This window comes from Arthrobacter sp. FW306-1B-G06A (assembly GCF_058781765.1).
The window spans coordinates 16,669-38,150 of sequence record NZ_JBYSXB010000049.1; the positions used below are offsets into that span (position 1 = coordinate 16,669).

Annotated in this window: 23 protein-coding genes; 11 read left to right on the top strand and 12 right to left on the bottom strand. The window is 64.0% G+C overall.

What is annotated here, in order from left to right:
• Positions 1–56: 56 nt before the first annotated feature.
• On the bottom strand, positions 57–731 hold the full coding sequence (locus AC3WJM_RS20280; RefSeq protein WP_059389019.1) for a TetR/AcrR family transcriptional regulator: 675 nt from the start codon (positions 729–731) through the stop codon (positions 57–59).
• 52 nt (positions 732–783) lie between these two features.
• Here AC3WJM_RS20280 and AC3WJM_RS20285 point away from each other — a divergent pair, with 52 nt between their 5' ends.
• Entirely contained in the window at positions 784–1,299 is a 516-nt protein-coding gene (locus tag AC3WJM_RS20285; protein ID WP_306960200.1) for a hypothetical protein, read from the top strand.
• Between the two features lie 52 nt (positions 1,300–1,351).
• Positions 1,352–2,269 carry a CPBP family intramembrane glutamic endopeptidase gene (locus AC3WJM_RS20290; protein WP_492272797.1) on the top strand — a complete coding sequence of 306 codons (918 nt, stop codon included), beginning with the start codon at positions 1,352–1,354 and terminating at the stop codon, positions 2,267–2,269.
• A 230-nt stretch (positions 2,270–2,499) separates the two neighbouring features.
• On the opposite strand, the gene AC3WJM_RS20295 is transcribed toward AC3WJM_RS20290, so the two are convergent.
• The gene (locus tag AC3WJM_RS20295) at positions 2,500–3,435 is read right to left on the bottom strand and encodes a LysR family transcriptional regulator (RefSeq protein ID WP_307053383.1); all 936 of its coding nucleotides are present in this window, start codon (positions 3,433–3,435) and stop codon (positions 2,500–2,502) included.
• Positions 3,436–3,563: 128 nt separating this feature from the next.
• Here AC3WJM_RS20295 and AC3WJM_RS20300 point away from each other — a divergent pair, with 128 nt between their 5' ends.
• From AC3WJM_RS20300 to AC3WJM_RS20325, 6 genes are all read left to right on the top strand, one after another.
• A complete protein-coding gene (locus AC3WJM_RS20300; protein WP_492272798.1) occupies positions 3,564–4,703 on the top strand; it encodes a PrpF domain-containing protein in 1,140 nt (379 codons plus the stop codon).
• 57 nt (positions 4,704–4,760) lie between these two features.
• Positions 4,761–6,071: a C4-dicarboxylate transporter DctA gene (gene dctA, locus AC3WJM_RS20305; RefSeq protein WP_306960193.1), complete on the top strand. Its 1,311-nt coding sequence runs from the start codon at positions 4,761–4,763 to the stop codon at positions 6,069–6,071.
• A 649-nt stretch (positions 6,072–6,720) separates the two neighbouring features.
• On the top strand, positions 6,721–7,680 hold the full coding sequence (locus tag AC3WJM_RS20310; RefSeq protein WP_492272799.1) for a GlxA family transcriptional regulator: 960 nt from the start codon (positions 6,721–6,723) through the stop codon (positions 7,678–7,680).
• Between the two features lie 148 nt (positions 7,681–7,828).
• The gene (locus AC3WJM_RS20315) at positions 7,829–8,131 is read left to right on the top strand and encodes a tautomerase family protein (protein ID WP_284989233.1); all 303 of its coding nucleotides are present in this window, start codon (positions 7,829–7,831) and stop codon (positions 8,129–8,131) included.
• 20 nt (positions 8,132–8,151) lie between these two features.
• Positions 8,152–8,583, top strand: coding sequence for an NAD(P)H-dependent oxidoreductase (locus AC3WJM_RS20320; RefSeq protein WP_492272800.1), 432 nt, complete (start codon positions 8,152–8,154; stop codon positions 8,581–8,583).
• 115 nt (positions 8,584–8,698) lie between these two features.
• The gene (locus AC3WJM_RS20325) at positions 8,699–9,385 is read left to right on the top strand and encodes a glycoside hydrolase family 25 domain-containing protein (protein WP_284989231.1); all 687 of its coding nucleotides are present in this window, start codon (positions 8,699–8,701) and stop codon (positions 9,383–9,385) included.
• 112 nt (positions 9,386–9,497) lie between these two features.
• On the opposite strand, the gene AC3WJM_RS20330 is transcribed toward AC3WJM_RS20325, so the two are convergent.
• Positions 9,498–10,367, bottom strand: a complete 870-nt coding sequence (locus AC3WJM_RS20330; protein WP_306960185.1) for a universal stress protein — start codon at positions 10,365–10,367, stop codon at positions 9,498–9,500.
• A gap of 259 nt (positions 10,368–10,626) precedes the next feature.
• Here AC3WJM_RS20330 and AC3WJM_RS20335 point away from each other — a divergent pair, with 259 nt between their 5' ends.
• Positions 10,627–11,115 (top strand): DUF805 domain-containing protein, encoded by a 489-nt coding sequence (locus AC3WJM_RS20335; protein WP_492272801.1) that lies wholly within the window; start codon positions 10,627–10,629, stop codon positions 11,113–11,115.
• A gap of 23 nt (positions 11,116–11,138) precedes the next feature.
• Here the strand turns inward: AC3WJM_RS20335 and AC3WJM_RS20340 are convergent, their stop codons facing one another.
• The 5 genes from AC3WJM_RS20340 to AC3WJM_RS20360 form a co-directional block, all read right to left on the bottom strand.
• Positions 11,139–11,609 carry a GbsR/MarR family transcriptional regulator gene (locus AC3WJM_RS20340; RefSeq protein ID WP_284989229.1) on the bottom strand — a complete coding sequence of 157 codons (471 nt, stop codon included), beginning with the start codon at positions 11,607–11,609 and terminating at the stop codon, positions 11,139–11,141.
• Entirely contained in the window at positions 11,606–13,228 is a 1,623-nt protein-coding gene (locus tag AC3WJM_RS20345; RefSeq protein WP_492272802.1) for an ABC transporter permease, read from the bottom strand. Before AC3WJM_RS20345 ends, AC3WJM_RS20340 begins: the two co-directional genes overlap by 4 nt.
• A 1-nt stretch (position 13,229) precedes the next feature.
• Positions 13,230–14,210, bottom strand: coding sequence for an ABC transporter ATP-binding protein (locus AC3WJM_RS20350; RefSeq protein WP_284989227.1), 981 nt, complete (start codon positions 14,208–14,210; stop codon positions 13,230–13,232).
• Between the two features lie 78 nt (positions 14,211–14,288).
• On the bottom strand, positions 14,289–15,242 hold the full coding sequence (locus tag AC3WJM_RS20355; RefSeq protein WP_307053700.1) for a hypothetical protein: 954 nt from the start codon (positions 15,240–15,242) through the stop codon (positions 14,289–14,291).
• Positions 15,239–15,946 (bottom strand): cytochrome b N-terminal domain-containing protein, encoded by a 708-nt coding sequence (locus AC3WJM_RS20360; RefSeq protein WP_307053701.1) that lies wholly within the window; start codon positions 15,944–15,946, stop codon positions 15,239–15,241. Before AC3WJM_RS20360 ends, AC3WJM_RS20355 begins: the two co-directional genes overlap by 4 nt.
• Positions 15,947–16,289: 343 nt before the next feature.
• Here AC3WJM_RS20360 and AC3WJM_RS20365 point away from each other — a divergent pair, with 343 nt between their 5' ends.
• Positions 16,290–16,733 (top strand): pyridoxamine 5'-phosphate oxidase family protein, encoded by a 444-nt coding sequence (locus AC3WJM_RS20365; RefSeq protein ID WP_306960174.1) that lies wholly within the window; start codon positions 16,290–16,292, stop codon positions 16,731–16,733.
• 12 nt (positions 16,734–16,745) lie between these two features.
• Here AC3WJM_RS20365 and AC3WJM_RS20370 read toward each other — a convergent pair whose 3' ends face one another.
• Together AC3WJM_RS20370 and AC3WJM_RS20375 are read right to left on the bottom strand one after the other, a co-directional pair.
• Entirely contained in the window at positions 16,746–17,642 is an 897-nt protein-coding gene (locus AC3WJM_RS20370) for a universal stress protein (protein WP_492272803.1), read from the bottom strand.
• Between the two features lie 59 nt (positions 17,643–17,701).
• A complete protein-coding gene (locus tag AC3WJM_RS20375) occupies positions 17,702–18,145 on the bottom strand; it encodes a pyridoxamine 5'-phosphate oxidase family protein (RefSeq protein WP_441437555.1) in 444 nt (147 codons plus the stop codon).
• Positions 18,146–18,347: 202 nt separating this feature from the next.
• Between AC3WJM_RS20375 and AC3WJM_RS20380 the strand changes: the two genes are divergently transcribed.
• Positions 18,348–18,599 carry an SHOCT domain-containing protein gene (locus tag AC3WJM_RS20380; RefSeq protein ID WP_441437554.1) on the top strand — a complete coding sequence of 84 codons (252 nt, stop codon included), beginning with the start codon at positions 18,348–18,350 and terminating at the stop codon, positions 18,597–18,599.
• 22 nt (positions 18,600–18,621) lie between these two features.
• Here AC3WJM_RS20380 and AC3WJM_RS20385 read toward each other — a convergent pair whose 3' ends face one another.
• Both AC3WJM_RS20385 and AC3WJM_RS20390 read right to left on the bottom strand, forming a co-directional pair.
• Entirely contained in the window at positions 18,622–21,057 is a 2,436-nt protein-coding gene (locus tag AC3WJM_RS20385) for an HAD-IC family P-type ATPase (RefSeq protein ID WP_492272804.1), read from the bottom strand.
• Between the two features lie 44 nt (positions 21,058–21,101).
• The coding region (locus AC3WJM_RS20390; RefSeq protein WP_492272805.1) for a phosphoketolase family protein at positions 21,102–21,482 on the bottom strand (381 nt) is incomplete at its 5' end.

Sequence of the window (21,482 nt, forward strand, 5' to 3'; positions counted from 1 at the left end):
TGGCCTGAGCCGCCGCGACCGGCCCGAGGCAAAGATGGCGGGTGGCGCGGCCGGGGTCACTTGCCGGGGGTGATTGCAAGGCCGGCGGTCAGGGCGGCCAGCCCGAGCTCGAACTGCTTCTTGCCGGCGACCTCTGGGAGCTCATCGAGGATGCCGGCGAGAAATGGAACCTCGGCTGGAGGCAGTTTGGCAACTTCCCGCCGCCAACTCGCCGCGTACGTCGCTTGTTGCTGCCGGTGTGTGCGCGGTATTTCCCAGGCCACAAAACCTGTGGCATAGGTGAGGACGGCGTAAACCGCGTGGACGCCTTGCGCCGGGGGCATCCCGGCCCTGGCCAGCGGTCCGAGGAGGGCCTCGAGCCCGTGGAGGAAGCCGGGCCCGATCACCGCCCGGGAGAGGAAGATCATCGGTAGGCTCGGGTGCTCGATCAGGTTCAGGCGTAGTGCCCGTCCCCAGGCATGCAGGATCGCCCCGACGTCATCGGGGAGCGGGTGGGGGAGGTGGAGGTCTCGCAGACCCCGTTGGGCGATGGCATCGAGCAGATCTTCCTTGCCGTTCACATAGCCGTAGGTGGTCATCACTCCGCAGTTGAGGCGGCGGGCCAGCATCGGCATGGTGAGCGCCTCGAGACCTTCCTCGTCGGCCAGTGTCAGCGCGGCTTCGACCACTTGCTCCCGGGTCAGGGAGCCGCGCGGTCGCCGTTTTCGCGGGGTCTTGACAGGGTCCTGCATGGAGGTATCGTACTACTTACGGTAAGTAATACGCTCCTGGAGGTGAGAGCGGATGCCCCCGGACCAGTTTGTCGGCCTCGCGGTGAATGTCGTGGTTTACCTGGCTCTCATCGCTTTCGTCCTCTATCGGCAGATGATGGCGCAACCGCTCAGGGTTCGCCCGCTCGTGCTGCTGCCGGCGGTCCTTGGCCTCTTCGGACTCCAACAGCTGGCCCGCCAGTCGCTCGCTGCAGACCGGGGCCGGGTAGTCCTCCTTGTTGTCGGCCTCGTCATTGGATTGGGCGCCGGTCTGTGGCGGGGGACGACGTTCCGGGTTTGGCCCGATGCCGGCCGGGTGATGGTCAAGGGCACGGCAATGACCCTGGTGACCTGGGCGGTGCTCATTGTGATCCGGTTGCCATTCGCGTTCCTCGGTTACGCGGCCAACCACTCTCAGGGTTTCGTGGTGGGCGAACTGCTCCTGGCCCTGGCAGTGACGTTCGCCGCCCAGAACGCGGTGATCTGGGCCCGGGCAAAGGGGCTCAATGTTGACGAAACCATAGTCCGCCCTTCCAACCGGAAGTGGTAGGCCATGACCGTCGCAGCCCGGTGGCCGGAAATGGAAGAGGCAAGGAGGGGACATGGAGTCATCGCCCTCAGCGGCACGCGCGCTTGACTCGACGGGTGGGCCGCTGATGCCGGGCCAGAAGGCGATCTTCGCAGTCGCGTGCGTCGTGGCCGGTTTCCTGCCGGTCTCGGTCGGATACGTCCCGGATGAGGCCACCCGGCTCGTCTGCGGTCTGGCCGTCACCGGCGCTTTGCTTGCCATCGCCCTGCTGGCGAGGCGAAATGCCGCTGTGCACAGGTACTGGGAGATACCCCTGGCATTCTTCGGCATGTCCCTGTTCATCCTGGCTGACCGCTACGTTCCGGGCTTCCTTGCAAGCCAGGTTCTCCACAGCCCCCCGGTCGCCGGGAACCCGCTGGCATCGACGGTTCCCGCTACGGTGATCATCGAGCTCGACGAACTGATGCTCACCGTCGTCGCTGTCCTACTTGTGGTCTGGATCTCAAGGAGCTCGCTGGCCTCGGTCTACGTCCGCTGGGGGCGGTTCGGAAGGGCTTACGTGATCGGAATCGCCGCTCTCATCGTCTTCTACGTACTCACGTTCGGAGTGCTGTCGCACTCGCGTTTCATGCCTGTGCACGGCGCCGTCGGTTTTGGCCGTTACCTCAGCCTGACGCCTGCACTCTTTGTCGCGGCGGCCGCCAACGGGTTCCTGGAAGAGCTGACGTTCCGCGGACTACTGATGTCCAGGCTGAACATCGCCTTCGGTCCCTACCTGGCGACGACTATCCAGGCGGCAGTCTTCGCGTCCTGGCACGTAGGCGTCACCTACACGGCCTCCGGCCTCGTCTTCATCGTGTTGTTCGCCTTCCCACTCGGCCTGATCGGCGGCTATCTCACCCGCAGCTCGGGCAGCATCATTCCCTCTACCCTTTTCCACGCGGGCGCGGACATACCGATCTACCTCGGTTTCCTCTCCTACGTCCCATAGCGCTCCCCGCAGGTCTCCGCTGATCCGGATCGATTCCCTGGCGTCCCATTGCGGTCCTTGGCCGCTATACCAGGGCGGCACCGGTGTCTATTGATCGAACCGGGGGTGAAGCCGGCTTCCAACGGCGCCAGGCGGCGGTCATCTCGGCTTAGCCCGGCCAACTGCCAGATGCACGCTTTCAGTTTGGTGGCTCAGGGAGCGAGAACCTGCGCGTTATGGATGCACGGGACTCACGAACTAGGGTTGCCCGCTGCGAGTGCGGGGGCTTGCAAACGTTTCGCCGTTGACAGGAACACCGACGCGGCCTGATGTCCGGCCGGGCTGAGCCTGCGGTTCGCGAGGTGGGCGAGGAGGATCCGCCGGGTCGGGGAACCGTTGAGCGGAACGGCGATGATGTCGGGGCGGAGTGCACTCAGGGCGAGCCGCGGGGCCAGGGCGATGCCGATACCGGCGGCGACCATGCCTTGGGTTTCCTGGTAGTCGTTGGCTGCGAAGGCGATGGCCGGTTCGAATCCGGCGTCGCGGCAGACCCGCCGGAGGACGTCGGCCACGGGGTGTTCGTCGCGGACGATCCATTGCTGGTCGCTGAGCGCGTCGATCCGAACCGAGCGGAGTGCGGCGACGGGGTGGTCCCTTGGAACGAGCAGCATGGTGGGGTCCTTCATGAGCGGGACGAGGTTCAGGTCCTCGTCCTCGATGCGCTCCCACGGGTAGTCCCAGAGCAGTGTTAGTTCGATGTCCCTGCGCCGCAGCCGTTCGAGGAGGCCGTCGCGACGGGCACTAACCACCGTGACCGCAACGTCAGGGTGGCGGGCCCGGAAGGCTAGCACGACGTCGGGCATGAGGGAGGCGCCGACGGTGGGGAACGTCCCCATGTGCAGTTGGCCTCGCCTCAGCCCCGCGAACTCGCCCATCTCGGCCCGGGCGGCTTCGATTGTCCGGTCGATTTCTTCCGCGTAGCGCAGGAGCGCCTGACCGGCGTCGGTGAGCACGACGCCCCGTGGATGGCGGTCGATCAGTGCGACGCCCACTTCGTGTTCAAGCTTGGCGATCTGCTGGGAGACGGCTGAGGTCGTGAAGGACAAGGCCGTCGCGGCGGACGTCAGGGAGCCGGAACGGCTCACCTCGCGGAGCAGGTGGAGTCGGTGCAGGTCAAGGTCGGCCATGCATTGAGTTTAGCAAAAGTGAACGGTGGTCGAGAATCCTGTGATTGTGCTCAACTCTCGTGGCGTGGATCGTAGAAGGAGCAGGCGCCGTGAGGTGCAACACGAACAACATGTAAAGGAAGAGGACCATGCAACTCCGCGGTCACTGGTACCGGGGCGGCACGAGCAAGTGCTGGCTTTTCGACGCCGAAGATGTAGCCCTCCACGCCGGGAGCCGCGAACAGATCCGCAGCCTCCTGGCAGATGCTTTCGGTGCAGCGGATCCCCGCCAGCTCGACGGCGTCGGCGGCGGCACCTCGACAACGTCGAAAGCGGCCGTCGTTCGGGCGACTCCCGACGGGCCGGCGGACCTGGACTACCTCTTTGCCCAAGTCGGGATCGGGAACCCGACGGTGGAACTTGGTTCCAATTGCGGCAACTGCGCCACCGCGATCGCTCTGTACGCCGTCCAGTCGGGCATCGTTACTCCCCAGCCGGGATCAACCCGGGTCAGGATGCGCAACCTCAACACCGGAGCCGTGCTGAGCGGCACCGTCGCGACCCCCGGCGGCCGCATCCCGGCGTCGGGCCTGGCCAGTGTTCCTGGCAGCAGGGCACTGGGTGTTCCCGTGAGCCTCTCGTTCCACGCCCCGTGGGGGCGGACCACGGGAGCCGTCCTTCCGACCGGGAGGGTGGCCGACCAAATCTCCGCTGACGGGTTCATTCTTACGGCGACTCTGGTTGACGCCGGGGCACCTGCGGTGCTGATTCCGGCGGACGAGGCAGGCATCGATCTGTCCGTGATGACCGGCAACCTGTCCGAGCACCTGCCCAGGCTTGTGGCAGCCCGGGCGTCGGCAGGCCTGATGATGGGGTTGAGGAAGCCTGAAGATCCTCCGCAGAATGCCGTGCCGAAAGTCGGTGTCGTCGCAGCGCCCGGTGACTACATTGCGGCCGACGGAACGAGGATCGCGGCCGATACCCATGATCTGCGGGTGCGCATGCTCTCGATGCTCGCACCCCACCCCGCCATCGGCCTGACATCCGCCGTTGCAGTCTCCCTCGCAGCCGCCCTGCCGGGATCGGTGGTGGCGAAGGTGCTGCCCCCGGCGTTCGAAACTCACCAAGGGCGCAGGCTTCTGCGCCTCGGAACACCTGCCGGTGTTATCACCACCGAGGTTGTGACGGACGACGACGGTGACGTCAGCGAGGTAGCCCTCCACAGGGCGGCCCGCCATCTCGCCGTCGCCGATATCGACGTCGCGCAGCCTGTGGCCCTGACGGCCTAGCCCCTTTATTCCGCCCCTGCCATCATTAGGTGGGGCACTCACCCAGGAAGTTGTTCAATGAAGATCAAATCCATCCTCGGACATTTGTATGTCCAGGTACTCATCGGCGTCGGGCTCGGGATCCTCGTGGGCGCGCTGTGGCCGGACCTCGGGTCCTCCCTCAAGCCGCTCGGCGACGGCTTCGTGAAGCTCGTGAAGTTCATGATCGCGCCGATCGTGTTCTGCACCATCGTCAGCGGCATCACCTCGCTGACGGACACCAAGAAGGTCGGCCCAACCCTGCTGCGGTCGCTGGGCTTGTTCTACGCGCTCACGGCGGTGGCCCTGGCCATCGGCCTGGGCGCGGTCATGCTCTTCCAGCCGGGAGCGGGCATGCACATCAACCCAGCCCACCTCGATACCTCTGTTGCCTCGAAGTACACAAGCCAGCTGCCCAGCGGCAACCCCGTGGACTTCGTCATGAGCATCATCCCCAGCAGCTTCGTCGGGGCCTTCGCCGACGGTGAGGTCCTGCCCGTGCTCGTGATCGCACTGCTTTGCGGCTTCGCCTTCAGCAGGCTCGGCGCACCCGGCCAGCTGGCCCTCAACGTTGTCAACAGCTTCAACAAGCTGCTGTTCGTCGTGTTCGGCTTCCTCATGAAGGTCGCTCCCATCGGGGCGTTCGGGGCCATGGCGTTCACGGTCGGCAAGTACGGAGCCCATTCGATCGGCAACCTCGGCCTGCTGATCCTCGCCTTCTACGCCGCGTGCATCGTCTTCGTGGTCCTGGTCCTCGGAATCCTGGCGAAGCTCACCGGTTTCAGTCTCTGGCGGATCCTGCGCTACTTCCGTGACGAGTTCCTCATCGTCCTCGCCACGTCCTCCAGCGAACCCGTCCTTCCCCGCCTGCTCTCCAAGCTCGAGCGCCTCGGCTGCGACCGCGGAGTCGTCGGGCTCGTCGTCCCGACAGGCTACTCCTTCAACCTCACCGGCACGGCGGTCTATCTCACGCTCTCCTCGATGTTCATCGCCCAGGCCTGCGACATCCACCTGGGCTGGGACCAGATCCTCCTCATGCTCGGAATGATGCTGCTGACCTCCAAGGGTGCCGCGGGCGTGACAGGCAGCGGCTTCGTCGCCCTCGTCGCCACTCTGACGGTCATGCCCACGCTGCCCGTTGCCGGCGTGGCACTCATCGTCGGCATCGACCGCTTCATGAGCGAAGCCCGCGCCCTCACCAGCACGGTCGCCAACATCGTCTCCTGCGTCGCCATCGCCAAGTGGCAGCACGCACTCGACACCGACAAACTCCGTGCCGAGCTCCAGGCAGGCTTCGTGCAGACCGAGGCGGAAAAGCTCCAGCTCAGCGAACCCGTGCTGGCACACTGAGGGTACGCCCAGCCAGGCGGGATCCAAACCTGATCACACCCGCGAGGCCCACCAGCCTTTAGCTGGCATGGATTCGTCGACGAGCCGCCAATGCTATGCACACATCAAGGACCCGTCGAAGCTCCAAAAACCAAGAATCGCGGGTCCTCCACCAAGCCGCACCGGGCACCGGCCCTGTAATCCATCGCAACAGGTAACCCGACAGTCGGGCGCAGGACCGGTTCCGGTGCCAACGTGGCGGGGAGAAGAACCACTGCTCCCCGCCACGTCCCCTCCCGCGACACGACCGGCGTTTCCGCGAGAAGAACAGCAGGGCGGAGAAGGCAATTAGCGGCCGACATGCACCAGGATTGGTCTCGGCGTGGCCGTGCCCAGGCGGGACCAGCTTTCTGAGTAATCGCTTGTGACCTTCCGGAAGCATCGATTTCTCAAGGAAACGGGGGTTCCGCATCCGCTGCTAATCCAGTGGTTTTGAGACCTACAATTTAAGAACCGGCCCCGAAGCAATCATTGAATCCATAGAAACCAAAACGGAAATAATTTGAGTATCTAAACAACAAAGTTTCCGTCGGCGTACAGTTCCGCGGCTTTGACGCGCAAGAGGCGGATCGGAGCTGCGCACGACATTTTGGAAAGACCAGGGTGAGAAGTGAGTGATCGAAGCCGGGCTATCGGGTTCTTGATCCATGACAGCGTGACAATGATCGATGTTGCCGGGCCCGCTGATGTGTTTCATCATGCGAATGCCTTTGGGGCCCGCTACGACACTGTCTTGGTTTCCAGCGATGGCCGTGCCAAGCGTGCTTCCAACGGACACTATTTGACCGCCGAGGCCGCAGCCGGAGAGACGGGCGTCTTGGACACCGTGATCGTTCCGGGTGCCTATGGGATGGTGTCCAAGCCTTTCGAGCAGGAACTTGTCGAGGCGGTTTCCCATCTAACGAATGACGCCGGGCGGATCGCTTCCGTCTGTACCGGTGCGTTTCTCCTGGCACACGGGGGCTTGCTGAACTACCGGAACGCGACCACCCATTGGACCCAGGTCGAACGGTTCAGGAGGTCATATCCGCTGGTGCATGTCGTGCCTGATGCGTTGTTCGTGCAGGACGGTTCGATCATCACCTCGGCGGGCATCAGTTCCGGGGTGGATCTGGCGTTGTTCATGGTCGAGGAGGACTACGGACCTGACGTTGCCCGGGCCGTGGTCCGTCAAATGGTCATTTTCAATCAACGGCCGGGAGGGCAATCCCAGCACTCTGTCGCCGTCCGGGTGGGCGTTCCGCGGGACCACGTCCTCAGAAACCTGTTGGACCGCATTACGGCCGATCCCGGCGCGGATTACTCGATTGACGCCATGGCTGCCATGACGAATCTCAGCGCCAGTAGCCTTGCGCGGCTCTTTCAAGAGGGAACCAACACCAGCCCTGGTCGATACGTCGAAACGGTGCGGATCGAAGCGGCCCAGGCAATGCTCCAGAGGGGAACCACCGTCGCCGCTGCGGCAGCCGCAAGCGGATTTGGAAGTGCTGAGACGATGAGGCGGGTCTTCACGCAGAAGATCGGAATGAGTCCCTCGCTCTATCTGGAACGCCTCCTGTGCCCGCCCTGACGGTTCCCTGGACCTCGCTGCCTGCCTCCGACACACCCTGACGGTATCTGTGGGGTGATTGACGGCATTCGCGGGTCCGCCGACGCCGCCCGTGGTCAAAGCTTGGTATATCCGGGCAATCCGGAGCACCTACAAAGAGGAGAACGCAATGCCGTTCGTAAATGTCAAGCTCGTCGACGGCGTCTTCACGGAAGATGAAAAGCACCGGATGGCGGCAGCGCTCACTGACGTCATGGTGAAGTTCGAAGGATCTGAAGCTTTCCGCGAGGTGGTCTGGGTCCTCATTGAGGAACTGCACACAGACGGTTGGCACATCGGTGGTCTGCCTTTCAGGGGACCGGCCAGCCTGATGGACGGCCTTGCCCGCTCCAAGAGCCTTTACGAGTCCATCGACGGCCACCCGGTTACTCGACCGGAACTGGCACAGAAAGCACCTGTGCAGGAAAAGTGAGTGAGTCGTTGGAGCACAGCATGAAGACGGTACTTATCGTCGGCCGCCCGGACCTCCGCAGTTCTCGCATCAACGCCGCATTACTCGAGGAGTCAAAGTCCATTCAGGATGTTCACATCCGCGTCCTTTCCGAGCTGTATGGGACGGGCTCCATTGATATCCAAGCCGAACAGGACGCGGTCGCGGGGGCTGCCCACATCGTGCTGCAATACCCCACCTATTGGTACGCCATGCCGTCGATTCTCAAACGCTGGCTGGACGAGGTCCTGACCCGCGGTTGGGCCTACGGGACCGGCACTCCAGGAGCCCTGGCCGGTAAGACGCTCCGGGTTGTCACCACGACCGGCGGCGCCTTCGACGGGTACGGTCCCAACGGCCTCCACGGCTGGGAGTACGAAGCAATGCTTGTCCCCAACCGTGGAAGCGCGCCGCGCGCGGCGGCTTCCAGTTGAACCTAATGTAGCTGTGCGGCAGGCCGGCGCGGGCCTCGATTCCGCCAAACGGCGGGCTATTCCTCTTCAGCCCCGGGAGTCCTACACTGTGCGAGAGGACCATCCGGGAGACCCGATGAAAAAGAGGAAGATACTGACAGTGGTGTTGGCCTCGCTCCTGGCCGTGGCCGGCGCCCTCGATGCCCCCGCGGCGCATTCGGCGGAACCGTCGGTGAAAGTCCTGGACACCACGGCCACCATCACCGACCCGGGCTGGTTCGTCAGTGCCTACAACGCGGGCTTCCGGCTGTACGTGATGCATTCAACCGCGTGGGGGACCTGCACTCCATGGGACCGGACACAAACGCAGCTCAAGATGGCGCTGGACGCCGGACTCAGGATTGCCGTCTACACCCGCAACGCGGAATGTTGGAAGGGCGGCATAGAGGCCACCGGTCCGTACCGTGAGCAGCTGGAGTTCTTTGCCCTGGACGTCGAGCTAGGCGAACCGCCCATTACAAGTGACATGGTTGAGGGTGTCCGGGACATGGGCGTGCGGCCCATTGTCTACGGCATTCACACGCACTGGCCCTTGATAATGGGCGACAGCAGCGAGTTCTCGGATCTTCCGCTGTGGGACGGGGATTTCCATGACTTCGACTACGCGCATTGGACTCCGGACCTTCTTTCGCCCGCGCCCGTTTCATACGGCGGCTGGAACGTGCCGGGGAACATGCGTGTCGGTGTCCAGCAAAAACTCGGCCAGGACATCGGCGGAATCCAGGTCGACCTTAACTCCTTCAACCCGGACTTCTTGCGCTAGCAGTCTTCGGGCGCGCCGCCCGGCAGAGGATCGGCGGGCCTATTGGATCAATAAGGGGAAGAGCTGGAGTCGCTTGAGTAGCTATCGGAGCGGGAAGCGGTCCGTGACTGGGCTAGCCGTCTAACCCCGTGAGTTTCACCCGCCGCACCCGGGTAATGACGGTTGGGCAGGGCAGGGACCTGAGTACGGTGTGGGCAGTCGATCCCATGAGGAGGCGTTTGAAGCTGCCCCTTCCACGGCTTCCCAGCACCAGCAATGTGGCATTGGCGGCGGCGTCCAGGAGTGCTTCCCCCGGTTCGTTGTTGGACACCAGAGCCTGATGGACAACCATGTCGGGATAGTTTTCGGCCAGACCCGCGACGGTCTCGGCGAGGACAATTCGTTCTTCTTCCAAGACAGTCTCGGCAACGTCGCTCGCCGGCATCACGCGCTGAATGAGCGGCGGCGCGAGGACGGCGTGGACCACTGTCAGCTCCTGGCTGTCCTTGTCCGCTTCTTCGGCCGCGAAGGAAACCGCTTGGGTAGACTCTTCGGAACCGTCAGCGCCGACCACGATGCCGCGGCGCCCCGTCATGTCCTGCTCCCCGACTACTGCCACAGGGCACACGGCGACGGCGGCGATCTGCAGCGCCCTGTCAGCGACGGGTCCTCCAGGCCAGTTGTGCCCGGTTCCGATGACAACCATCGAGGCCCCTTTCGAGTGCTTCCTGAGCGCCTGCCCGGGGCTACCGGAGAAAAGCACGGTCTTTACCTGGACCGATGGCTCCAATTCGCCTGCATATGCTGCGGTTTTGCTCAGCAGCTCGTTTGCTGCGGTTCTGACCACCTCGTTCGTACTAACTGATTCGTCGAGCCATCGACTGTCGACCGAGTGAACGAGCAGCACCGGCAGTTTCCGTCGAGCCGCCCGGTCCATTGCCCAAGCCAGCGCGGCCCGGCTCGCCTGGGTGTCAACGACGCCGACAACGATTGGTTTTTTCATGACTTAGTCCGCCTCCATGAAATGTGGCTCCCACTGTCCGGGTGCTGTGCGCACCATTTTCTGCTCGTTTGGCCCGGCCCGGCAGTGCCGGAAGTCCCGCAAGAGAAGCTTCTTGCGGGCACCGTGGCCAGCGACCGAACGCACCCGCGGATCCTGGCCTGTGTCCGTTGCCCGATACGGGGCTTTGTGCCCTGTTCTGACGGGCCTACCGGTTCTAGCATGCCGGTGTCGAATAAGTCTGCATGGAATGGTTTGAATGATGTCCAGCTATCAGCCCCAGAATTTTCCTCCGGGTGGAGTCCCGCTTGGACTGCCCTACTATGGAGCCCCGCCGATCGAGGCCGTTAAACGATTCTGGAAAAAGTACGCAATCTTCCACGGCCGCGCGAGCCGCAGTGAGTATTGGTGGTGGCTCCTCGCTTCAGCCGTCGTCTCAGGGGTCATCAATGCGGCCGGGGCCACAGGGAACGGCAACACGAGCACCTCGACGGCCCTTGGCGGACTGTGGTTCCTGGCGACGATTGTGCCTTCGCTCGCCTTGGCCGCGCGGCGCCTGCACGACGCGAATCTCAGTGCGCTCTTCTTGTTGCTCGCCCTGGTCCCAGTGCTCGGTTGGATCGCACTGCTCGTGTTTGTGCTCCTGCCGGCCAATCCCAGTGGTCAGCGCTTCGACCGAATGGTGCAGGCCTCTCCGCCGCCGTATCCGCCGAACCCGCCGCAGCCGTACCCGTACCCGCCCCAGGCTTGAGACTCAGGCAATGTCCGGGGAGCCTAGGCCCTGACCCGCGTGTGTTCCCACTCATCGAGGAGCCCGGGCAGCCGGGTCATGAGGAAACGGTAGAAGGCGCCCATCTCGTCCACCCGGGCCTTCGCCGCTGACCCCTCCGGGAGGCTTGAAGCAGTGGAGTCGGCGAGGTCTGCAAGGCGCTTGTACACGGGGTTCTGCCGAAGGGAAGCGACGTACCACGCGTTGTCGGGGAGGGCGTAGCGGTCACGGCGGCTGCCGGGTTGAGAGACCCGATGCACGAATCCGACGGTCTGCAGGTACCGCACGGAGCCGGAGACGGCGGCGGCGCTCGCGCCCAGTATCTCGGAGAGTTCGGCCGCAGTCAGCGAGCCGTCGTCAGAGACCACAAGGGCCATGAGGGCGCGGGCCGGCATCTTGGGGAAGCCCGCGGCCGTGAGGACGGCCGCGGACGTCTCGGCGGAGTCGGGCATACGCTTGCTGCCGGGATCTGTCACGCCGTGCCTACCTCGCGGCGGCGCACGGCCACGAGCGAGAATGCCGTGACGACCGCGGCAATGCCGAGCATCCAAAACCCGCCGCTCCAGTCGGTCCCGCTGCTGGTGGTGACGGGGCTGTGGGTAAACGGTGAGAGGTCGCGGACCTTCTGGTCAAGGCCGAGCATGCCGCCGTAGATCCCGAGGACGACGCCGACGCCCAGAAGCGCCCACCCGGCAGGGACCGTGGCACGGGGCCAGACAACAAACACTGCGGCGGGCAGCGCAAGGTAGATGAGTGCTGCGGGAAGCTGGTCGACGGCGGTTTGCCAGACCTCGCCGACTGCACTCGAGGTGTCCCCGGAGGCTACCAGGGAGACCCAGGCCCCGAGGGCGGTGAACCCCATGACAAGCACGACCGAGACGGCGCCGAGTCCGACGAAGCTGCCCAGCCAGCGCATCCGGCCCACGGCCTCGGACACCACGGGCTCGGCGGTTCCGGCCACCTCCTCCTGTCGGAGGCGAAGAACGGCCTGCAGACCGCACACCGCGGCAAGTATTCCGGCTACCTCGAACAGCGCCGCGACGAGGAGCTGGGTCATTGACGTGCCCTGTGCTTCGATCATGCCGCGGAGGACGGCCGTGATTTGGGGGTTGGAGGTGATGGAGGACTGGATTGCGGAACCAAGCGAGCCCGTGACCAGACCCATCGCTAGGCCGCCTATGCACCAGCCGATGATTGCTCCCTGCTGCAGGCGTAGGGCGAGCGAGAAACTTCCGCGCAGCCAGGGCCGGGCGTCGGCTCGTCCGGATCGCCCTGCGAGCACGCTCGCGCCGACGTCACGGCGCGCCATGACGGCAACGACGACGGCGGTGCACGCCGCCCAGAGTGCGAGGGGAAGGAGCAATGGCCACCATCGGTTGCCTGTGTAGGCGAAGGTTTGTTGGCCCCAGCCGATGGGGGAGATCCAGCTCGGCCATGCGGCCGTCATCGTCGTCCCGTCGGGGCTGACCTGTCCGGTGGCGTCGCCGAACCCGCGCAGCAGGTACGCGAGCATCACGATGGCCGACGAGATGCCGTTGGCCCCCCGCGATGTGCTGAAGAACTCGGAGGCCAGCAGGCCCACGCCGAGGAAGGCGAAGCCCACGGCGCCCGTCGCGAAACCGGCCAAAAGCGAGCCGGCCGGGTCAAGCCCTCCGACCGTGAAGCCGAGTGCCGTAGCGACGGCCACGAGCACGTTGGCCACCGCGCCGTGAAGGACAGTGGCGCCGAGGGGGGCCCACCGTCCGGCGGCCGTCGCGGACACGAGCTCGGCCCGCCCTGATTCCTCTTCTGCCCGGGTGTGCCGGACGGCCATGAATGTATTCATGAGTCCGGCAAGGACGCCCAGGAACGCGAAGATTTCGAAGAACGTGAACGAATCGAGCGCCGGACCGCGGGGGAGGCCGCGCAGCACAAGGATCGCGGGAGCCGCGGTCGCGAGCTGAAGCACCTGCGCGCGCGTCGCGTCGTCGCCGAAGGTCTTCGCTATGGCCGCGACGGCGAATAGTGCGAGCATTCCGATCGAGAGGACCCAGACAATCACCTGCCAGCGGTCCCTGCGCAAGCGGTGCCGGTAAAGGATCCACAATGCGCCCATCTCAGGCTCCCGCCGCGGCGCGGTGGCGCCTATGGTGGCTGCCGCCGTCGTCCGCTGCCTGCAGGGCAGGCGGGGCGACCGTGTCGCCGTAGTGGCGCAGGAAGAGTTCTTCGAGCGACGGCGGAGCGATGAGCAGGCCTTTGACCCCGAGGCTGCCCAGAAGCGGCAGGACCTCGTGGACGCGATCGGAATCGGCGCCGAACTTGACGCGCCCGTCGGCCACGGTGAGATCGTGGACCTGCGACAGCGTGTCCAGTGCGTGGGTGTCAACACTGTCCTGCGCGAACGAGATTTCCGTGCGCGTGAGGTGGCGCAGTGCGTCGAGTGTGCCCCCGTCGACGATCCGGCCGGCGCGGATGATGCTTACGCGGTTGGCGAGCTGCTCGACTTCGGAGAGGATGTGGCTTGAGAGCAGGACTGTGGCGCCGTTCTCGTGCACGATCCGCCGGATCTCGCGCGTGAAGACTGCCTCCATGAGCGGGTCAAGACCGCTCGTCGGCTCGTCGAGGAGATACAACTCGGCGTCCATGACCAGGGCCGAGATGAGCGCGACCTTCTGGCGGTTTCCCTTCGAGTAGGCGCGGCCCTTCTTGCCCGGGTCGAAGTCGAAGAGTTCGCAGAGGTGATGCTTGCGCTCTTTGAAGGCAGCATGGTCCACGCCGCCCCCGCGGAGGCGGGAGAGGAGGTCGATGGCCTCGCCGCCAGAGAGGTTGGGCCAGAGGCTCACGTCTCCCGGGATGCTCGCGACGCGCCGGTGAAGTTCGACGGCGTCTGCCCAGGGATGCATGCCCAGGACGCTCGCGCTGCCCGACGACGGCCGGGCCAGACCGAGAAGGATACGTAGCGTGGTGGTCTTCCCCGCGCCGTTCGGCCCGAGGAAGCCGTGGATCTCGCCCTTGTGGACCTCGAGGTCGAGGCCGTCGAGCGCTTTGACGCGCCCGAAGTTCTTGTGCAAATCGACAGTCTGGATCACGGTGTCCATGACACAAAGGTACGCAGTTTTCACAAAGTTTTGAATAGCCTAAAGGCCCTTGTATTCCGGTGCAGTTCGCGCGTTGGCCTAGCGGTGCTTGTAGTAGTCCCGCCAGATCAGGCGGTGCACGGGGATGCGGCGAGGCAATGACCTGAGCCCGGGGATGAAGGGCACCAGGGTGAGGAGGAGTGTCAAGATCACCATGGAAAACACGACGAGGACATCTGCGTCTGGCGATGATTTCAAGGGTTCCACTTGGTAGAGGGCCGAGAAGAGCCACAGCCACGACTGGCCGGGGTAGTTGCCGGTTTCATTCATCATTCCCCACTGGTCGCCTGTCAGATGCTGGGCGTCGGCGAGGCCAGGGAAGTAGGTGCCGTCGCCGAGGAACAAGATGCTGGCTTTGTAATCGGTGTTGTAGAACGAACCCTTTGCGCCCAGGACCGGATCAAGGGTCCCTTGCTGCGCCATGGCCAGAAGGGCTCCGGTGAGGGCGGGTACCGGGCCGTAGTCGCCGGGCGGAACCTTCGCCGGGTCGTTGTCCGGGGCTTTGCTGAGTGCATCCCCGTACGCGGTGGTCCAGGCAGCGTGTTGGGCGTCGCTTGCCTTGGTCCATTCGTCGATGGCCGCCGGAGGGTTCGGTAGGGTTTGGAGCGGGCCGATGATGAAGTCGTTGGCGGTGTCGATCGGAAGCCGTACGCCGGAAAGGCTCTGCAGGTCGATCGGTCCGAGTTTTTGGGTGGCATCGGGCGTCGAGTTGTAGGGCGGCCCATATCCCGCGGTGCCGCTGGTGCCCCCGAGTTCCGTGGTGGCTGTCGCCACGAAGTCCGCGGGGTCGGCCATGGCCCAGGACTTCAGGGTAACCGTTGGTTCGTCCGGCGAGCTGAAAACCGCTGAGAGTCCCAGGACAAGCAAGCCAACAACCACCAGCCCAACAACAAGTTCCTTGAACAGGTCATATTCGCGCGTCGTGCCGGGCCATGGCCTGCTGGCGATGTCGTTTCGCGTGCGCCACGAGGTTGACGCTGGGGATTTGGTCACTTTTTGTCCTCGCTGTCAGTTGCCGGGTTTGGCGCTGGTGAGCGTAGCTGGGCGTCAGATTCGGCAGCCTCCAACGGGGGCACCACGCCGTGCATCCGCACGAGAACAACATGGAGGGCGACAACGACGGCCACGGCCAGTGGGAGGAGCGTGATGTGCCACATGAGTATCTGGCCCAGATCGGCGACGTTGAACCATGCGCCCACACCGACGGCGTTAAGGGCGTCTTTGGCTTGGAAGGCGATCCACTGCGAGTCGAAATTGCTTTGAAGCAGGTAACCGGTAAAGGCGGTCACGATCGAGACGACGAACGCGACCATCCCGGTGATCCAGGTCAGCACGCGCCCGCCCCGCCAGGCGGCCATCCAGAATTTGCCCCAGAGGTGGATCACCATGAACATGAAGAACAGTTCAACGCTCCACAGATGGGTGCTGTTAATGAAACGCCCTAAGGCCGAGGCATGGAACCACGTGGGCCCATTCAGGGCCAGCACAGCGCCCGAAGCGAGGATGTAGACGAACGCGGCAACGGCGCCCATGCCGAAGACGTAAATCCAGGACGACACGAAACTCGGCTGGCCTTCAGGAAGCAGCTTGTCCGGCGGTAGCCGGCGCAACGCCCAGCCCCGGGCCTTTCCTGTCCAAGTGGAGAATCGTGGTTCGCCGTCGTCGGTAGTCGAAACCGGGCCGTGGTCGGCAGTCATTTCCGTTTCCTACCGTGTGGAAACGGAATCACCAAGGCGAGAATGAATAGCACGACCATCGTGGCAATGACCACCAGATTGCCGAATTGGATCAGGAAGTCACCCCACTGGAAATAGATTCCGGTATCCGGCATTCCGGCATCCGCCTGGTGTATTCCGAGCATCCTTATTCCGAGCATCACGGCCTCTTTCGATGAAAGACGAACCTTCTATGGGAAGCCTTCCTATGCATGACGCTACAAGCTTGCCGGCCAACAGACACGGGTCCAAGGGCCCTATTGGATAGCGCCGGCCGCATGCATGCTGGAAGGGCTTGGATTGCCGACCATCGAAAGGACCCGCCATGTCACCGGATACCGCAAACCCCGTGGAAGTCCTGAACGAGGAAGAATGCTGGAATATCCTTTTGGGTGCGACGTTGGGGCGGTTGGCATTGAGCATCGCCAACGAACCTGAGATCTATCCGATCAATTTCGTTGCCCACGACGGGAAGATCCTCCTCCGGACAAATCCAGGGGAGAAGCTGTTCGCGCTCACGATCAATGACAAAGTTGCGTTGGAAACTGACGGGGTCGGTAGCCAATCCGTCTGGAGCGTCGTAGTTAAAGGCAAGGCGCGGCAACTTGAATCCGGTGCCGAGATTGAAGCCGCCGAAAGGATTCCCCGCCAACAATTGACCTCCACAAAGAAGCGGGTGTTCGTTGAGATCGTCCCGACGTCCATCACCGGGAGACGGATTCACCGGGGCCCGGAAAACGACGAGCTGGCCCCTGGCGACTTGTACTGAACAACATCTGCTTCACCGGGATGAATCTGATTCACCGGGGCCTTGGCTTGGCCGGCGCGCCAACAGGACCGGACATGCGGCGTGATGAAGGACAGCATGGGCAGTTGAACCGATAGTGCCCCGAACCAGTCCGCGTCCTTTCGTCCCGACGACGATGATGGACGCATCTTGAGCCTCCGCCAAAATGGACCCAGGGATGGACGTTCCAACCGGCGATCTTTTTTGGACGTCGAGGTCCGGAATTGTTTGGTGGGCGCTCTGCGCCGCAGAGTCAAGAAGCGCCTGGATTCGTGGTTCCACATGGTCTTGGGCCGACGTCGCCGCGTCAGGGATAGGGCGTGGAATCCGGTGCTTCTTCCGGACGTGCACCAATCGAAGGGGAGTCCCGGACAAGGCCGCCAGGCCGCAGGCATGCCGAAGCGGCAGCTCCCAATCGTCGAAGTCGACGCCGACCACAACCGGACCGCCCAGGTGTTCTCCGCCGCGGATGACAGCGACGGGGCAATCGGCTGTTGCCGCGAGTTCCAAGCTGACGGAGCCGATCAGCAGTCCCATGAAGCCCCCCGCGCCCCTGGTTCCAACGACGAGCAAGGCGGCGCCGGAAGAGAGTGTCCTGAGGTGTTCGGCTGGCCACCCATAGAACAGCGTCGTCTTGACGGCCAATCCGGGAACCGCATCGAGGACCTGTGCCACGCCCTCGGCCAGAATGTCCTCGGCCGCGCGTCGCAACCCGCTGCCTTCGATGCCAGGCACGGGACCCAGATCATGGGTGATTGCCGGCCACAGGGTGCTGTGGACCACGTGCAGTCCGCAGTTCCGCTGGGCCGCCTGGCGGGCAGCCCAGCGGACAGCCGGGACAGCCCCGGCGGACCCGTCGTAGCCAACGATGATTTCTTCCGCGGCGTCCATGGTCTCCTTACCCGCGAGGGTGATTGAATGTGGAGCGGCTCCAGTCTTACTCCAGAAGCTCACTCCAGATGCACGTGGCGTCCGGTGACACTCTCGGCGTGGATCCGGATAAAGAGATTCCGTTCTCCACCGGCCCAAGGCTCCGCCATGACCTTTCCCCACAGCCTGGTCAGCAGGTCCTGATCCTCAACGCGGGAGGAAGCCCCACTGACGAGCACAGACCAACCTTCGCTGCGATCGGCACGTGAATCGTCGATCTGAAAGGACGACTCGAGCGACGGGACTGCCTCGGCGATGGATCCATCCCCGGCAGTGCGGAAGTAGATGGACTGGCCGTCCACCAAGTAGTTCACGGGGAGGATCATCACCCGGCCTTGCTGGAGAAAACCGAAGCGGCCAGTGGTATTTGAACGCAAAAGATCCCAGCACCGTTCCTGGCTAAGTTCTTCCGCGACGTGCAGTCCGCCGTCAACGCGGCCTGCGTCCATGCTGGGGAGTGACATGCCTGCTCCTATGTGTCTAGCTCGTCTTTCGGGCACCTGATCGCGGGTGTGAACACCTACAACTCCCAGCAGCCTATTGGGGGCCATTCTCCTGCTGTAGGGCCGAAAGGCCCGGCGGTGTGACTAAATGCCCTGTGGAACGGACCGGAAACGGGCGACACTGGACCCAGGTACGCAATCCAGTTCAAAAGGGAAATTGGCCATGATGTGGGGATGGGGTGGAAGCATCGGCATCGGCGGCTGGATCGCCATGGGGCTGATGATGTTGCTGTTCTGGGGTGGCATTGCCACCTTGGTTGTCCTCCTGCTGCGGGGGAACCACACGGGCGGACGGGGTTTCCAGGGGCCAGCCGTTGATGATTCCGAACGTATCCTCAATGAGCGCTTCGCCCGGGGCGAGATTGACGAAACGGAGCTCACGGCGCGCCGGGCTGCTCTACGGCGCCGGCAATGAGCAGGGCTTCCGCGGCGCGGGGCTAGTTCCGCGCGTTTCGCCGGCTCTGGAACAGGTGAAGGGCTTCGATAGCCAGGATTCCGCCGAGCGCGCTTCCAAGTGCCGTCATTAAAAGATCGTTCGGTGGCCATTCCAAGCCGAAGAAGTCTTGGAGGAGGGGCGTTCCCACCACGAAGACCAAGCCCAGGTACATCGTTCCGACGATGGTTGCGCGTCGCAGGTCGAGCGGGCGCGAAATGGCTGCCAGCATCCATAGACCCGTGAGTGATAGCGCGAGAACGGAAGCTGTGCGGGTGGCACTGACTGTGTGCGCACCGACAACCGTTGCGTAGACGTTGACGGCAAGGACCGCGGCAGCGACGACGAACCCGGAAGGCACGGCGAAGGAGAGGGAGCGTTTGAGGAATCCCGGGGTGTAGCGGCGGTTGTTGGGCATGAGCGCAAGGAAGAACGCCGGAATTCCGATGGTGAGGCCGTCTGTGGCGGAGAGTTGGCGCGGCAGGAACGGGAAGTCCCACAGAAGTGCTCCGAAGGTGGCGGAGAGGACGATGGCGTAGGCGGTCTTGCTAAGGAACAGGACCGAAACCCGTTCAATATTCGCGATGACCCGCCTGCCTTCCGCAACCACGCCGGGAAGCCTGTCGAAGCGTCCGTCCAGGAGGACAAGGCGGGACACGGCCTTGGTGGCGGCCGCGGCGGAGTCCATGGCGATACCTATGTCCGCTTCCTTGAGTGCCAGCGCGTCGTTGACCCCGTCCCCGGTCATCGCGACAGTATGGCCTCCCCGCTGCAGTGCAAGGACCATGTCCTTCTTTTGTTCCGGGGAGACACGCCCGAATACCACGTTGTTCTCCAGAGCTTCCAGCAGCAGGTCCGGATCGTCCGGCAATTCCCGTGCGTCGTACCCGTATTCCGCGTCCAGCCCGACCTCGCGGGCGACGGCGGCAACGGTGCGGGGATCGTCGCCGGAGAAAATCCTCACCTTCACGTCCTGCTCGCGGAAGTAGTCAAGGATCTTTGCAGCATCCGGGCGCACGCTCTCCCGGAAGGTCAGCAGGCATACCGGGGCACAATCGGCCGGGGGTTGATCCTCCGCTGCGGCCCGTGCCGGCAACGGGCCGGGCAAGTAGGTCAGGGCCATGGTGCGCAGGCCGGTTGAGGCCAAGCGGCCTGCTGCCCCAACAATGCGAGCTGTGCCTGGGGTGTCTTCGCGAAGGACAATCTCCGGAGCGCCCAGCACCCAGGTGCCGCCGACGAATTGGTCTGAGCCGAAGCTGACGGCGCTCCATTTCCGTGCAGAAGAAAACGGCACCGTCGAGCTCGGGCGAAGGCTGGTGCCCGAGGGGAAGGCATCGGCAAGGCACCGGGCGGTGGCATTGGCCTGCGGGTCGGTCCCGAACCAGCCCAGAACCTCCCTCCACCCGGGTTGCGGCGACGGACCGGCCTCGTGGACGCCGTCGAACACGAGCTTGCCTTCGGTGAGGGTGCCGGTCTTGTCCAGGCAAAACACGTCCACACGAGCGAGGCCTTCAACGGCCGCCAACTCCTGGATCAGGACTTCCTGACGGGCCAGCCGCAGCCCGCCGACAGCGAAAGCGACGCTGGAGAGGAGCACCAGGCCCAGCGGGATCATGGCTATGACGCTGGCGACCGCCCCCACGGAAGCGGTCCTCCAGCTTCCGGTTGTGATGGCTTGCTCCCAACCACCGCTCGCCTGCATTTGCCCGTTGATGACAAGAATCATGACGGGCGGCAACAGCCAGGTGATCCAACGGAGGATCCTGCTGAGGCTATTGCGGATCTCGGAGTTGACCATAGAGAAGCGTTTGGCCTCGGCGGTCAGTTTGCTGGCGAAGGAGTCGGCGCCGACCCGGACCACCCGGGCCCTGCCGTTCCCGGCGACGACGCTGGAGCCGGAGAGCACTTCGGATCCCGGTCCCTTGCTCACGGGATGTGATTCGCCGGTGAGGAGCGATTCGTCAAGTTCCAGGCCTTCGCCGTCGATGATGGAAGCATCCGCGGGCACCTGGTCGCCGACTCGCAGCACGAGCACGTCGTCGCGGACGACGTCTTGCAGGTCAACATCCTGCGCCGTGCCGTCGCGAACCACCCGGGCGGGGGAGGCGTCGAGAATCGCGAGTCGATCCAGTGACTTTTTGGCCCGGTATTCCTGAACGACACCAATGAGGATATTGCCCGCGGCTGCCAGCCCAAAGAGCGCATCCTTCCACTGGCCCAGAAGAAGCAGCAGGCCGAAGCTGCAGCCCACGATCACGTTGAACAGCGTCAGGAGGTTTGCCCGGAAGATCTGCCCGAGCGTTCTGCTTGGAGCCTCCGAAACGGTGTTGACGAGTCCTGCTTCCGTCCGGGCCAGGACCTCGGCGCTGGACAACCCGGATCCAGCGGGGGAGCGGCCCACCTCGGCACCGGGATGGTTCAGGGCTGGTTGTTGGGTCACAGTTTTCCGCACTTCTCCTCGACGGCACCTTCCTTTTCCTCCCGCTAGGGAAGGTGCGGCGTCCAGGACCAGTTCCGTATTTCCGGGAGGTCTTCGAAGTGTTCCCGGATGTATCGCGCATGTGCATCCAGCTGCCTGCGGCAGAAGTCGACCAGTTCGTCCGCGCCTCCGACCTGCCGGTGAATGCGACGCAACGCTTCCAGGACCAGGTGGTAGCGGCTCATCTTGTTCAGGACCACCATGTCGAAGGGGGTGGTTGTGGTTCCTTGTTCGTTGTAGCCGCGGACATGGAACCGTTCCGGGCGGGGTCTTCCATGCAGGAGTTGGTGCAGGGCCCGGGCGTAGCCGTGCCAGGCCATGATGACTTCTCGGTCTGCCGTGAACAGCTCTTCGAACTTCTCACTGGAGAGTCCATGGGGGTGGGC

Excerpts from the sequence above, each read along its gene's own strand:
- AC3WJM_RS20280 (WP_059389019.1), bottom strand. The coding sequence starts at position 731 with ATGCAGGACCCTGTCAAGACCCCGCGAAAACGGCGACCGCGCGGCTCC.
- AC3WJM_RS20345 (WP_492272802.1), bottom strand. The coding sequence starts at position 13,228 with ATGGGCGCATTGTGGATCCTTTACCGGCACCGCTTGCGCAGGGACCGC.
- AC3WJM_RS20375 (WP_441437555.1), bottom strand. The coding sequence starts at position 18,145 with ATGTCACTCCCCAGCATGGACGCAGGCCGCGTTGACGGCGGACTGCAC.
- AC3WJM_RS20335 (WP_492272801.1), top strand. The coding sequence starts at position 10,627 with ATGTCCAGCTATCAGCCCCAGAATTTTCCTCCGGGTGGAGTCCCGCTT.
- AC3WJM_RS20285 (WP_306960200.1), top strand. The coding sequence starts at position 784 with ATGCCCCCGGACCAGTTTGTCGGCCTCGCGGTGAATGTCGTGGTTTAC.
- AC3WJM_RS20360 (WP_307053701.1), bottom strand. The coding sequence starts at position 15,946 with ATGACTGCCGACCACGGCCCGGTTTCGACTACCGACGACGGCGAACCA.
- AC3WJM_RS20290 (WP_492272797.1), top strand. The coding sequence starts at position 1,352 with ATGGAGTCATCGCCCTCAGCGGCACGCGCGCTTGACTCGACGGGTGGG.
- AC3WJM_RS20370 (WP_492272803.1), bottom strand. The coding sequence starts at position 17,642 with ATGGACGCCGCGGAAGAAATCATCGTTGGCTACGACGGGTCCGCCGGG.
- AC3WJM_RS20315 (WP_284989233.1), top strand. The coding sequence starts at position 7,829 with ATGCCGTTCGTAAATGTCAAGCTCGTCGACGGCGTCTTCACGGAAGAT.
- AC3WJM_RS20380 (WP_441437554.1), top strand. The coding sequence starts at position 18,348 with ATGATGTGGGGATGGGGTGGAAGCATCGGCATCGGCGGCTGGATCGCC.
- AC3WJM_RS20365 (WP_306960174.1), top strand. The coding sequence starts at position 16,290 with ATGTCACCGGATACCGCAAACCCCGTGGAAGTCCTGAACGAGGAAGAA.
- dctA (WP_306960193.1), top strand. The coding sequence starts at position 4,761 with ATGAAGATCAAATCCATCCTCGGACATTTGTATGTCCAGGTACTCATC.
- AC3WJM_RS20325 (WP_284989231.1), top strand. The coding sequence starts at position 8,699 with ATGAAAAAGAGGAAGATACTGACAGTGGTGTTGGCCTCGCTCCTGGCC.
- AC3WJM_RS20350 (WP_284989227.1), bottom strand. The coding sequence starts at position 14,210 with ATGGACACCGTGATCCAGACTGTCGATTTGCACAAGAACTTCGGGCGC.
- AC3WJM_RS20330 (WP_306960185.1), bottom strand. The coding sequence starts at position 10,367 with ATGAAAAAACCAATCGTTGTCGGCGTCGTTGACACCCAGGCGAGCCGG.
- AC3WJM_RS20320 (WP_492272800.1), top strand. The coding sequence starts at position 8,152 with ATGAAGACGGTACTTATCGTCGGCCGCCCGGACCTCCGCAGTTCTCGC.
- AC3WJM_RS20300 (WP_492272798.1), top strand. The coding sequence starts at position 3,564 with ATGCAACTCCGCGGTCACTGGTACCGGGGCGGCACGAGCAAGTGCTGG.
- AC3WJM_RS20295 (WP_307053383.1), bottom strand. The coding sequence starts at position 3,435 with ATGGCCGACCTTGACCTGCACCGACTCCACCTGCTCCGCGAGGTGAGC.